This window comes from Wenzhouxiangella sp. XN201 (assembly GCF_011008905.1).
Taxonomy (GTDB): domain Bacteria; phylum Pseudomonadota; class Gammaproteobacteria; order Xanthomonadales; family Wenzhouxiangellaceae; genus Wenzhouxiangella.
On the sequence record NZ_JAAIVI010000017.1, the window covers coordinates 1,417,877 to 1,430,192 of the forward strand.

At 64.1% G+C, this 12,316-nt stretch carries 13 protein-coding genes; 8 read left to right on the forward strand and 5 right to left on the reverse strand.

Going from position 1 to position 12,316, the window contains the following annotated elements; translation table 11 throughout:
- Positions 1-9: 9 nt before the first annotated feature.
- Both G4Y73_RS06875 and gluQRS read right to left on the reverse strand, forming a co-directional pair.
- Positions 10-969 carry an acetyl-CoA carboxylase carboxyltransferase subunit alpha gene (locus G4Y73_RS06875; RefSeq protein ID WP_164230751.1) on the reverse strand — a complete coding sequence of 320 codons (960 nt, stop codon included), beginning with the start codon at positions 967-969 and terminating at the stop codon, positions 10-12.
- A gap of 45 nt (positions 970-1,014) precedes the next feature.
- Positions 1,015-1,914, reverse strand: a complete 900-nt coding sequence (gene gluQRS / locus G4Y73_RS06880; protein WP_164230753.1) for a tRNA glutamyl-Q(34) synthetase GluQRS — start codon at positions 1,912-1,914, stop codon at positions 1,015-1,017.
- Positions 1,915-1,987: 73 nt separating this feature from the next.
- On the opposite strand from gluQRS, the gene htpX reads away from it, so the two are divergent.
- Positions 1,988-2,869 carry a protease HtpX gene (gene htpX / locus G4Y73_RS06885; protein ID WP_164231239.1) on the forward strand — a complete coding sequence of 294 codons (882 nt, stop codon included), beginning with the start codon at positions 1,988-1,990 and terminating at the stop codon, positions 2,867-2,869.
- A 677-nt stretch (positions 2,870-3,546) separates the two neighbouring features.
- On the opposite strand, the gene G4Y73_RS06890 is transcribed toward htpX, so the two are convergent.
- Entirely contained in the window at positions 3,547-5,604 is a 2,058-nt protein-coding gene (locus G4Y73_RS06890; protein WP_164230755.1) for an EAL domain-containing protein, read from the reverse strand.
- Positions 5,605-5,656: 52 nt separating this feature from the next.
- Complete coding sequence (gene epmB, locus G4Y73_RS06895) at positions 5,657-6,664, reverse strand: EF-P beta-lysylation protein EpmB (protein ID WP_164230757.1); 1,008 nt, start codon at positions 6,662-6,664, stop codon at positions 5,657-5,659.
- A gap of 78 nt (positions 6,665-6,742) precedes the next feature.
- Here epmB and efp point away from each other — a divergent pair, with 78 nt between their 5' ends.
- From efp to G4Y73_RS06920, 5 genes are read left to right on the forward strand one after another with little or no spacing between them, the layout of a single operon-like run.
- On the forward strand, positions 6,743-7,312 hold the full coding sequence (efp, locus tag G4Y73_RS06900) for an elongation factor P (protein WP_164230759.1): 570 nt from the start codon (positions 6,743-6,745) through the stop codon (positions 7,310-7,312).
- Positions 7,313-7,316: 4 nt separating this feature from the next.
- A complete protein-coding gene (locus G4Y73_RS06905) occupies positions 7,317-8,672 on the forward strand; it encodes a TRZ/ATZ family hydrolase (protein WP_164230761.1) in 1,356 nt (451 codons plus the stop codon).
- Positions 8,641-9,387, forward strand: coding sequence for a bifunctional 2-polyprenyl-6-hydroxyphenol methylase/3-demethylubiquinol 3-O-methyltransferase UbiG (gene ubiG, locus G4Y73_RS06910; protein WP_164230763.1), 747 nt, complete (start codon positions 8,641-8,643; stop codon positions 9,385-9,387). The genes G4Y73_RS06905 and ubiG overlap by 32 nt, the downstream gene beginning before the upstream one ends.
- Entirely contained in the window at positions 9,384-10,061 is a 678-nt protein-coding gene (locus tag G4Y73_RS06915) for an HAD-IA family hydrolase (RefSeq protein WP_164230765.1), read from the forward strand. The genes ubiG and G4Y73_RS06915 overlap by 4 nt, the downstream gene beginning before the upstream one ends.
- Positions 10,061-10,900 (forward strand): squalene/phytoene synthase family protein, encoded by an 840-nt coding sequence (locus G4Y73_RS06920; protein ID WP_164230767.1) that lies wholly within the window; start codon positions 10,061-10,063, stop codon positions 10,898-10,900. Before G4Y73_RS06915 ends, G4Y73_RS06920 begins: the two co-directional genes overlap by 1 nt.
- Here the strand turns inward: G4Y73_RS06920 and G4Y73_RS06925 are convergent.
- Positions 10,887-11,171, reverse strand: coding sequence for an FmdB family zinc ribbon protein (locus tag G4Y73_RS06925; protein ID WP_164230769.1), 285 nt, complete (start codon positions 11,169-11,171; stop codon positions 10,887-10,889). The genes G4Y73_RS06920 and G4Y73_RS06925 overlap by 14 nt on opposite strands.
- A gap of 67 nt (positions 11,172-11,238) precedes the next feature.
- Here G4Y73_RS06925 and G4Y73_RS06930 point away from each other — a divergent pair, with 67 nt between their 5' ends.
- Together G4Y73_RS06930 and G4Y73_RS06935 are read left to right on the forward strand one after the other, a co-directional pair.
- Positions 11,239-11,934, forward strand: a complete 696-nt coding sequence (locus G4Y73_RS06930; RefSeq protein ID WP_164230771.1) for an SDR family NAD(P)-dependent oxidoreductase — start codon at positions 11,239-11,241, stop codon at positions 11,932-11,934.
- Positions 11,935-11,936: 2 nt separating this feature from the next.
- Entirely contained in the window at positions 11,937-12,281 is a 345-nt protein-coding gene (locus G4Y73_RS06935) for a histidine triad nucleotide-binding protein (RefSeq protein ID WP_164230773.1), read from the forward strand.
- Positions 12,282-12,316 lie beyond the last annotated feature (35 nt).

Sequence of the window (12,316 nt, forward strand, 5' to 3'; positions counted from 1 at the left end):
GCACGGCGCTTACTGGCGCTCGAAGGCTCCAGGCGCCATCAGTCGTTCATAGCGCTCATCGAGCAGCGTCTGTGTGGGCTGATTCGACAGATGCCCGAGCTGGGCGACGATGGTCTCGCGAATCCGCACCGCCACTTCCTGCGGCGCGCGATGAGCGCCACCGGCCGGTTCCTTGATGATCTTGTCGATCAGCTTGAGCCGCTTGAGCTTGCGGGCAGTCAGGCTCATTGCTTCGGCCGCCACGGGTGCCTTGTCTGCACTTTTCCACAGGATGGAGGCACAGCCTTCGGGCGAAATGACCGAATAGATGCTGTACTGCAGCATGCTGGTGCGGTCGCCCACGCCGATGGCCAGAGCCCCGCCGGAACCGCCTTCACCGATCACGAAACAGATGATCGGTACCGGCAGGCGCGACATCACGGCGAGGTTGCGGGCAATCGCCTCGGACTGGCCGCGTTCCTCGGCGCCAACGCCGGGATAGGCGCCCGGGGTGTCGATAAAGGTGACGATCGGCATGCCGAAGCGGGCGGCCATCTCCATCAGGCGCTGGGCCTTGCGGTAACCCTCCGGGCGCGGCATACCGAAGTTGCGATAGACCTTCTCACGCGTATCCCGGCCCTTCTGGTGACCGATCAGCATCACGCTCATGCCATCGACCATGGCCGGGCCGCCGACGATGGCGTGATCGTCGGCGAAGTGGCGATCACCGTGCAGCTCTTCGAAGCGGTCGAACACCATCGGCACGTAGTCGAGGGTGTAAGGGCGTTGCGGGTGGCGTGCCAGCTGTGAAATCTGCCAGTCGCTCAGTTCCGAGAAGATGGCTTCGGTGCGATCGCGGCACTTCTGCTCGAGGCGCCTGATTTCGTCCTCGAGATTCATCGAGGCGCCGGAGCCGACGTTGCGCAGTTCGCGGATCTTGGCTTCGAGTTCGGCGATGGGTTGTTCGAAGTCGAGGTAGCTGGAGTTCATGCAAAGGCCGTGGCCGCTGGTTGACCAGAGAGTATAACGTTCCCGTCATGCAGGATGAACCCCGACGGCGACGGGGCCGCGAGGAATCCTCTGCAGATCGAAATTCTCTCGGGCCCATTGCCACTGTGCATCCAGCGAGCGGGTGCCGGCGGGCGGTTCGTGGCCCAGTGCGCGCAGGGCCAGGCGCATGGCCTCCGACGGCGTTCTGGCAGCGACCGGGTCATCATTATCGGACTTGCTCAGCTTGCGGCCCTGATCGTCGGTGACGACCGGCAGGTGCATCCAGCCTGGCGGCGACAGGCCCAGGCGCCGGTAGACGAGCAGTTGGCGTGGCGTCGAATCGAGCAGATCGGCGCCGCGCACCACCTCGGTGATCCCGGTCGCGGCGTCGTCAACGACCACGGCCAGCTGGTAGGCGATCAACCCGTCCCCGCGGCGGATGATGAAGTCGCCGCCGATCCGTCCGGGGTGATCGCAATACTCGCCCTGGATCACATCGACGAAGCATTCGGTCTCGGCATCGTCGGTGCGCAGGCGCACGCTGCGCGGTTCCCGCCCTGGTGGCAAGCCATCCCGGCAGGTACCCGGGTAGATACCGTCGGGCGGCAGGTGGCGCCGGCTGCAGCCGCACCAGTAGGCCGACTTGTTGTCGAGCAGTTGTTTCAGGGCCTTGTCGTGCAGTGATGCCGAGCGACTCTGGTAGCTGACAGGGGCATCGGAGCGCAAGCCGAAACGCGCCAGGGTGGCGATCTGTTCCTCGGCGGCTCCGGGTACTTCACGGGGCGGGTCGAGATCCTCGACCCGGATCAACCAGCGGCCATTCTGGCTGCGTGCTCGCAGATAACTGCCAACCGCGGCAACCAGGGATCCGAAGTGCAGCACGCCCGTGGGCGAGGGCGCGAAACGTCCGACATAGGGTTTTGTGGTGTCGTTGGCCTGGGACACGGAGTGACTTGGAAACGATGGGCGAAAGCGCCATTCTACGGTCTAGTCCATGCGATTGAAGTCGAGGTTCGTGATGCGGCGAATTGTTCTGTTTCTGGCAACCAACATGGCGGTCCTGTTGGTTTTGGGTGTGGTCATGAATCTGCTCGAGCCGTGGCTGATACGCCAGGGCATCGATCTCAACCACGCATTCATCCTGGGCTTTGCAGTGATTTTCGGCATGGGCGGCGCCTTCATCTCTCTTCTGATGTCGAAGAAGATCGCCCTGATGAGCACCCGGGCCCAGGTGATCGAAAAGCCGCGCAATGCTACCGAGAAGTGGCTGGTCGATACCGTAGCGCGGCAGGCGAAGGAAGCCGGTATCGGCATGCCCGACGTGGCCGTCTACGACGCGCCCGAGCCCAATGCCTTTGCCACCGGGGCGTCACGCAACAACGCCCTGGTGGCTGTCAGCAGTGGCTTGCTACACCACATGCAAACGAACGAGGTCGAGGCCGTTCTGGCCCACGAAGTCTCGCACGTGGCCAATGGCGACATGGTCACGATGACGCTGCTACAGGGCGTGCTCAATACCTTCGTGCTGTTGCTTTCGCGGGTACTCGGCCAGATTATCGATCGGGTCGTGTTTCGCAGTGAGCGCGGTTACGGTCCGGGCTATTTCGTGACCGTGATCGTGCTGCAGATCGTGCTCGGCATCCTGGCCAGCATGATCACCATGGCCTTCTCGCGCTGGCGCGAGTTCCGGGCCGATGCCGGCGGCGCCCAACTGGCCGGGAGGCACAACATGATCGCTGCCCTCAAGCGCCTGGGCCAGGCTCGCGGCCCGGCGCAGCTGCCGGAATCGGTGGAAGCTTTCGGGATTCGTGGCCGGGTGGGGCAAGGCCTCAAGCGATTGCTTATGAGCCATCCTCCCCTGGAGGAGCGCATCCGGGCGCTGTCCCAGGGCGCGGTTTGATGCCGCCCGTCTGCCTCCGGCGGCTCTAGTCGATATGCGGCTGCTGCGAGGCTTGCTGGCCTCGACAAGTCAACTTCTGTTCCGCCCGCCTGCTACGCAGGCTGATGGCGGGTAACTTTTTTCCCGCGCGAAAAAAGTAACCAAAAAACGCGCTTAAAAGCAGGCGGTTACGTCTCGAAAATCTCGCTGCGGAGCGGCTTCACAGACTCCGGCTGGGGCTTCGCTTGTGCCCGGCTGAGGAACATGCTGGCTTGCGATGACGCTTGCAGCGGCCCGCGTCTGGAACAACGACTTCGAGTGGCGTTCCACTAGCGATCACTGTCCCACCCTCAATCGAAGCCGACCCCGATCGAGGTCGTGCCGTCTGGGTGCGGGCTACGCCAGGGCTTTAACGAAAACGCCATGTTTCACGACCGAGCATTAGCGAAGGCAAAAGCGGTATCTCCGTTAAGCCCAAGAGCCATCTGGTCCTGCGGACCAACCGCGTCTTCTAAGAGCGTTTTTGGTGACTTTTGTCGCGACTGACAAAAGTTACTCGCCATCAGCCTGCGAAGCAGGCGGGCGAAATCGCCTTTGACTTGTCGAGACCGCCGAACCCGGCGGTAGCAACGCACAAACTAGCAGCAGCAAAACGACAAATCACCCGCCACCAGCCTGCGAAGCAGGCGCGACCCAACCTAGACGGAAGCCTCCTCGCGCACAAATTCCCCCTGCACCAAAATAATTCCGAATTGCCACAAAGTAGCCAAATCACCGGTATTCTCAACTCGCGGAGCGATGATTCGGGTCCTGTGCTGGCGAGCTTCGCTGACCAGGGTCGACAGTTTCTGGCGTCGTTCCTCGTTGTCGCTCAGGTCCTGGATCATTTCAGGGGCGAGTCGCGCGAAATCGATGTCGAGGTGGCGTAGCTGGCTGTCGATCGGGGCATCCGGGCCGACGTCGCACAGGGCGAAGCGACAATCCAGTTTCCTCAGGCGCTCGATGAAGGCCTGCACGGGTCGAAGCTTCTCGCGCACCTCGGCTTCACGGAAACCGAGAATCAATCCGGTCGGAGAGAGTGGGCCGTCGGCAAGTCGCTTTTCGATTGCCTCGATGGCCGACTCATCCGTGAGCGTTTCCAGGCTGAGCGGCACGAGCCACTGTGCGTCCGGTTCCTTGCGTTCGTTGATCAGCGCTTCCAGGCGGTCAAGCATGTCAGCGTCCACGCGTGGCGCCAGGCCGACACGCGCGGCGGCGGCCATATAGACGGCGGGCAGCATGACCTCGTCGCTGTCTTCGGGGCGCAGGCGCGTTTCCACCTCGCTGATCAGGAATTCATCGTCTTCCATGCTGGTGATCGGTGAAGTGACCAGGCCGAACTCGTCCTGGTCGAGGGCATGGCGCAGCCGCTCGTCCCAGGCGGCATCGTCCTCGTCGCCCTCGGCGGATACGCGCGGCCGGTAACGGACGAAGCCCTTGCCGCCGGCACGCATGGCTTCGGCCAGCGCCGACTCGGCCTGCTCGATCAGCGTGTCAGGGTGATGCAGTTCGCTGCCTGCGATCGCCAGTCCGATGCTGGCCGAGACCGTCAGGCTGGTATCGCGCACGTCGATGATGCGTCCGGTCGATTGTTCCACGATGTCGCTGGCCAGTTTCTCGGCCTCCTCCCGGTCGTCACACTCGGCGAACAGTGCAAAGCTGTGATCGCGCAGGCGGGCCATTTCGTGCGTTTCGCCGGCGACGTCCCGGAAAAGATTGGCCGCTTCTCCGACCAGGTCGTCAGTGGCACCCACGCCGACCTTGTCGAGCAGCTGGTCGTGATCGTCGAGCGACATGACCAGCACCGTTAGCCCACTGGTATCGGAGCGCCCGTCGACTGCGCGCTCGAGCAGCTCGGTGAAGGCCGGCGCGTTGAGCATGCCGGTCAGCAGGTCCGAGGTCCGGAGCTTGCGCAATTCTTCCTCGAGCTCGGGATCACCCTGCGTTACCTTTTCGCGCACCAGCATCTGGGCGCAGTACTCACCGCCGTAGCGCGCTGGCGAAAACGAGACCGAGGCGGTAAAGGCCGTGCCGTCCTGGCAGTGGGCGTTGAGCTGCAGGGCCTCGCTCGGCAGCTCGTCGCGAGCGATGGCCTTGAGCACCTGTTTGAGGTCGGGTACTTCATCGCTGGCCGAGAGCAAATCGAGCATGGACAGGCCCTCGAGCTCTTCGAAGGAATCGAATCCGAACAATTCCAGGTAGGCCCGGTTGGCGTAGATGTGCAGACCCTCGTGAATGTAGGCGATGGCCTCGCTGGAACTGTCGAGCAGCAGGGTGTAGCGATCCTCGATGTCGGCCAGGCTTCTGAGCGCAATTTCGGCGTCCCTGCGCGCCCTGAGCGATTCGACCTGGTGGGTGACGAGTCGCTTGAGTTGGCGCAGGCCGGCCTGGTTGACGAAGCCGTCGACGCCGGCGGCGGCCACGGCCAGGGCCGCTTCCGTATCTTCTTCGTCGATCAATGCCAGCACCGGTACGAAGCGGTCCTGTTCGCGTGCGGCGCGAGTGCTGGCCTCGAACAGGGGCAGGTCGGCCGAATCGACGTTGACCATGACCATGTCGATGGGTTCGGACTCGAAGGTTCGCTGTACGGCATTGCCGGTATCGGCAAACAGGGTTCTCACCCCGGCGTCGTCGCCCAGCATCTGGGATAGCTGACGCGGAGCCGATGGGTCGTCGGTGACGGTGAGTATGCGAATCTCGGTCGGCTGCTTGGCCATGTGCTTGCCTTTGGTTATGTTGCTTCGAATCTTATCGTTGCCGGAGCCGGGATTAAAGTACCGGAATTTTGTAGGGCGCACCGGCGCGCTCTCGCACCAGTCGCGGGACGAGATAGCCGGACAGTTCCCGGCGTAGCGTTTCCATCAGTTCGCGCGCCCGCGTGTCGTCACAATCGAAGCGTTGCGCGCCCGACACCGGATCGAGCAAGTGCAGATAATAGGGCAGGGCGCCGGCCTCGAAACTGCGCCGCATCAACGCGGTCAGTGCCTCGGCCGAGTCGTTGACCCCGGCCAGCAGTACGGCCTGGTTGAGCAGGTATGCACCGGCTCGCTGAAGCCGCGAGAGCGCGCCATCGACATCGCGGTCGAACTCGCGCGCGTGATTGGCGTGCAGCACCATGACCACCGGCCAGGGCAGGCGCTCGAGCCAGGCGATCAAGGCTTCGTCGACGCGATCGGGCAGGACGACGGGCAGGCGAGTGTGAATGCGCAGGCGCCGGATGTGCCTGATCCCAGCGAGTTGATCGGTCAGTTCGGTCAGCCGTGCGGTGGAGAGCATCAGCGGATCGCCACCGGAGAGAATGACTTCCTCGATGCTGGTATCGGCGGCAATGTAGTCGACTGCCGATTGCCAGCGGGAGCGCGCCGCAAGTTCGCTGGCGTACGGGAAGGCCTGGCGAAAGCAGTAGCGGCAGTGGACGGCACAGGCACCCGTGCTTACCAGCAGCACGCGACCGTGATACTTGTGCAGCACCCCGCGAGCGGCGCTGCTGGCGCAATCGCCGACCGGATCGTCACTGAACCCCGGCGCTGTCTGCGTTTCAGAGGCATCGGGCAGGACTTGCAGCAGCAGCGGATCTTGCCGATCGCCCGGTTGCATGCGGGCGAGGAAGGCAGCGGGCACCAGCACCGGAAAACGCGGTGAAACGCCCGCGCCGACCGGGTCGAGGCCGAGTCGGTTCAGCAACTCCGATGGACTGCGCACGGCCTGTTTCAACTGGTCACGCCAGTCGCCCGGCTTGGGCGAAGCCCCGGTTCGCGCTAAACTATGCATATTCATTGATCAGCTTTGCTGGTATCCCGAAAAGCCATCGCCCCGACCGCACCGGCCGGGGCGTCATTGTAATCCGGAGACGACATGGCAACCTACAGTACCAACGAGTTCAAGTCGGGATTGAAGATCATTCTCGACGGCGATCCCTACAACATCGTCGAGAACGAATTCGTCAAGCCCGGCAAGGGCCAGGCCTTCAATCGCGTCAAGGTGCGCAATCTGCTCACCGGGCGTGTGATCGAAAGGACCTTCAAGTCCGGCGAATCGGTCGAGGCCGCTGACGTGTTCGAGAAGGAAATCCAGTACCTCTACAGCGACGGCGAGTTCTGGCATTTCATGGATCCCGAGTCCTTCGAGCAGCTCGCCGCCGACGAGAAGGTCATCGGTGATTCGGCCCAGTGGCTGAAGGAAGAGGACATGTGCCCGGTCACGCTGTGGAACGGTTCGCCGATCCAGATCCTGCCGCCCAATTTCGTCGAACTGAAGGTGGTCGAAACCGATCCCGGCCTGAAGGGCGATACCTCCGGCAGCGGCGGCAAGCCGGCGCATCTCGAGACCGGTGCGACCGTGCGCGTACCGCTGTTCGTGCAGGAAGGCGAGGTCATCAAGGTCGATACCCGCACCGGCGAATACATGTCGCGGGTCAAGGACTGAGTACGTGAGTGCCGGTGCCGAAATCCTGCTGCCACGCTGGGTCGTTCCGGTCTGCCCGGAAGGGGTCGTGCTCAAGGACCACGCCGTGGTCGTTCGCGACGGCCGCATCGAGCAGGTGGCACCGGCCGATCAGGCGCAGCGGGCGTATCCGGAAGCCCTCGTGACACGACTGCCGCGGCACGCCCTGATGCCGGGGCTGATCAACATGCATGCGCACAGCGCCATGGCCTTGATGCGCGGTCTGGCCGACGATCTGCCCCTGATGCGCTGGCTCGAGGACCACATTTGGCCGACCGAGCAGCGTTGGGTAGCGGCTGACTTTGTACGCGCCGGTACCGAATTGGCGATGGCCGAGATGTTGCGTGGCGGCACGACCTGCTTTAACGACAATTATTTTTTCCCGGATGTGACGGCCGCAGCGGCACAGCGTGCCGGCATGCGTGCCGTAGTCGGCATCCCCGTAATTTCGGTGCCGACCGCCTGGGCGCAGACCGAAGACGAATATTTCCGTCGCGGCCTGGCCATGCACCAGGAACTGGCCGAACTGCCGCTGGTCGGTTCGGCCTTTGCGCCGCATGCACCCTATACGGTGACCGACGGCGCCTTCGAAAAGATTCGCTCGCTGGCCGAGGAACTCGATATTCCGATCCATTTGCACCTGCTCGAGACCGCGGGAGAGATCCAGGCCAGCCTCGACCAGTACGGCATGAAGCCGCTCGACCGGATGGAGTCTCTGGGCCTGATGACGCCCCGGCTGTTAGCGGTGCACATGACCCAGCTCGATGACGCCGATATCCGGCGCGTGGCCCGCGCCGGCGTCCAGGTGCTGCATTGTCCGGCGTCCAACCTGAAACTGGCCAGCGGCACCTGCCGCGTCGCGGACCTGGTCGCCGCGGGTGTCAACGTGACCGTCGGTACTGACGGCGCAGCCAGCAACAACACGCTGGACATGTTCAGCGAGATTCGCCTGGCCGCGCTGTTGGCCAAGGGTGCCAGCGGCGACCCCGAAGCAGTCCCGGCCGAAACGGCGCTGGCCATGGCGACCATCAACGGTGCCCGTGCGCTGGGTCAGGAAGACCGACTCGGCTCGATCGAGGCGGGCAAGGCAGCCGATCTGGTCGCCGTCGATCTGGTCGAGCCGGAGACTTCGCCGGCTCATCACGTCATCTCCCACCTGGTCTATGCTGTAGCCCGCCGGCAGGTCAGCGATGTCTGGATCGACGGCAAACGCATGATGGCCGGGCATGAACTGCAGACCCTGGATGTTGAGCGCATCGTCCACGACGCTGAACAGTGGCGTCACCGAATTCAGGGCGATTCTGTTAACGATGCATCGCGGAGCAGCAGTCTTGAACGCTGAATCCGGCCGGACGGAGAATGTCGACCCGCGCGAAGCGGGTCATTTCGACAGCCTGGCGGCGCGCTGGTGGGATCCGGAGGGCGACTTCCGGACGCTGCACGACATGAATGGCCCGCGCGTGACCTGGCTGGCCGAGCGGGTCAAGCTGGATGGTGCCCGGGTGGTCGATGTCGGTTGCGGCGGTGGTGTGCTAAGCGAGGCTCTGACCCGGCGCGGCGCACGGGTGACCGGGATCGATGTCGCTGATCGACCCCTCGAAGTGGCGAAACTGCATGCGATCGAGAGCGAGCTTGAGATCGACTATCGCCGGATCACGGCCGAGGCCCTGGCCGAAGCCGAGCCGGAGCGTTACGACGTCGTCTGCTGCCTGGAAATGCTCGAGCACGTGCCCGAACCACAAAGCGTGGTGGCCGCCTGCGCTCGATTGTGCCGGCCCGGTGGTACGTTGCTGTTCAGTACGATCAACCGCTCGCCACTGGCCTGGGCCACGGCCATCGTCGGCGCCGAGTACGTGCTCGGCCTCTTGCCGAAGGGTACGCACCGCTATGATCGGCTGATCCGTCCCGCCGAACTGGCGACAGCCTGCCGGAGCCAGGGCCTGAAAGTCCATGAGATCACGGGCATGCGCTACAACCCGGTCTCGCGCACGGTCCGTATCGGTGCTGCGCCGAGTGTCAACTATTTCCTGCATGCCAGGAAACCGGAATCGGCGTGAGCCACGCGCAGCGTCCTGCCGCCATCCTGTTCGACCTCGACGGTACCCTCGTCGACAGCGCACCCGATCTGCTGGCGGCGCTGGACCACGTGCGGGCCGGGCACGGCCTGCCCGCCTGCGATCACCAGGCCTTGCGCGAGCAGGTCTCACGCGGTGCGGCCGGGCTGCTCGAGGCCGGACTGCCCGCACTCGATTCCTCTGTCCTGGAGGCCGCCCGCAGACAGCTCCTGGACTACTATGCCGATCACTATTGGCAGCACTCGCACCTGTTCGAGGGTGTCGAGGCACTGCTCGATGAGCTCCGGCAGCGTGGGATCGTGCTGGGCGTGGTCACGAACAAGATCGCGCGCTTTGCCGAGCCGGTGCTGCAAGCATCCGGATTGGCCGAGTATTTCGGCTGCCTGATCGCCGGTGATCAGGTCAGCCGGCCCAAGCCGGACCCCGAGCCGGTTCTTGCCGCCTGCAAGCAGTTGGGCGCATTGTCCGAATCGACCTGGTTCGTCGGCGACGATGAGCGCGATGTCATCGCCGGGCGAGCTGCCGGCGTAACAACGGTGGTGGCCGGCTGGGGTTATCTGCCCAGCGGAGCCGATCCGTTGCAATGGGGAGCCGATGCATGGACTGATTCTCCGCAGGCGCTGCTCGCCCGGATCGATTCCGGTGAACCGGGCTGATGGATCCGCTGGACTGGTGCCGGGAACGCCTTTTGCTGCGCGGCAGTCCACTGGCCGCTTCGCTGCCTTTCGCTCCGGCCGAGCACCGGGACGCCATCCTCGCCCTGCGGGCTGCAATCTCGGAGATCGCCGCCGTGCCCGACAGCGTCAGCGAGCCAATGGTTGGCGAGCAGAAGTTGGCGTGGTGGCGCGAGGCCCTGCGCAACAGAGCGCCCCATCCGGCCATCGAGGCGATGTCAGCCTCGGGAGCTCTGGATCGGCTGCAGGGCAAGGATTTCGATGAGTTGATCGATCGGGTTATCCGCGTACTCGAACCTGCGCGCTTCGAGAGACGCGAATCCGCCTGGCAACATTGCCTGGATCTCGGCGGCCCGGCCGCCATACTCGAAGCCCGCCTGATCGCGCCCGGAGACGCGGCAGAGAACTGGCGCGCTTTCGGCGGCTTTGCCTATTTCTTGCGGCTGGTGCGCGACCTGGCCATTGACGCCCGATCCGGGCGCTGGCCGGTGCCCCTGGATCTGCAGGCTGAGTATCAGCTCGCGCGTCAGGACGTGGTCGGCGGCGAACCGGGAAGGAACTGGGATGGTCTGGTGCGAGCCTGGCTGGCGGATGGGATGCAACGCTTCTCCGATTCGCCCAGGGACTTCTCGCCGGAAACCCGCTGGCAGCAGCGCCATCTTCTGATCGGACATGCGCTGGACCGGCGGCTGCTCAAGGCGCTGGCGCGCAGGCCGCGCAAGCTGCTCGAAAGCCGCATCCGGCCGGGACATGCCGGCAACGTCTGGGTCGCCTGGCGGACGGCCCGTCGACTACGTAAAGCGACGATCAGTCGGAACTGATGATGTCCGGTCCCTTGCCGGCGGACTTTTCGTAGACGCCCTTGCCGATCTTGCGGTACTGCGTGAATCCCGCCTTTTCGACATCATGGGTCGACGGCGCGCGCGAATGATCGCCGGTGAGATTGGGCGAAGATATCAGGCGCCTGACCGGACGGCGGCAATACGGGCAGCGCTGCATGCGCGGATCGTCCATTTTCTGCAGGATGGTGAACGGCTCGCGGCAGTAGTCACAGCCCGTTTCGTGTTCGCTGACGTATTCATAGAACGGCATGCTGCAGATGATAGCGCAGCGGCAAGGACGTGAGACAATGCGCGCCCGGAATCAAAGCGGAGACTTCATGAGCGAATCATCCCGGGCCGTCTGGCTGATCACCGGTGCTGCGGGCGCATTGGGACAGGCGCTGGTGCGCCATGTATTGGCCGCCGGCCACGACTGCATCGCCCTCGATCGTAACGAGCGCGGCCTGAATGCCCTCCACGACGAACTCGAGCAGGCGGGGCAGGGTGTTCCGGCGCTGATGCCCATGGACCTGGCTGGCGCCGCCCCCGAGGACTATCAGCGCCTGGCTGACACGATTGCCGAACGCTTCGGTCGCATTGACGTGCTCGTGCACAACGCCGCCAGCTTCCAAGCCCTGCGGCCACTGCTGCACCAGCAGCCGGGCGAATGGCTGGAAGTCATCCAGACTTCACTGACCGCGCCCTACATGCTGAGCGCGGTGCTGGCCCCGCTCATGCCCGGTGACGGGCAGGGACGGGTGGTGATGATCAACGATCGACACTGTCTGGAGAAACCCGGCAACTGGGGCGCCTACGGCGTGGCCCAGGCCGGCCGCGAGCAGATGGCGCGCAGCCTCACCGCCGAACGCGTTCCCGGCGCGCCGCGGATTCTGGCAATCGATCCGGGGCCGTTCTACAGCCCGCTGCGGGTCGCGGCCTGGCCGTCGGACTCGCCGGAAAACCTGCCCTCGGCCGACGAGGCCGCCGCAAGTATCATGGACGCGATTGAACAGGCACCCCAGGAGGAAAGTTGATCATGTCGGACGATCTGTTTCTCAAGATCATCGAGCGCGAGATTCCGGCCGATATCGTTTTCGAGAACGACGAGATGCTGGCCTTCCGCGACATCAATCCGCAGGCGCCGGTGCACATCCTGATCATTCCCAAGCGCCGGATCGCGACCCTGAACGACCTCGAGGGTGACGATACCGAGCTGATCGGGCGGCTGGTGTTGACGGCGCGAAAGCTCGCCGCGGACGAAGGCCTGGCCGAGGATGGCTATCGCCTGGTGTTCAACTGCAATGAAAACGGCGGTCAGTCCGTTTACCACATCCACCTGCACCTGCTCGGCGGCCGCCGCATGGACTGGCCTCCTGGTTAATGAGTTTTTGAAACCGCAGATTTCGCAGATTGACG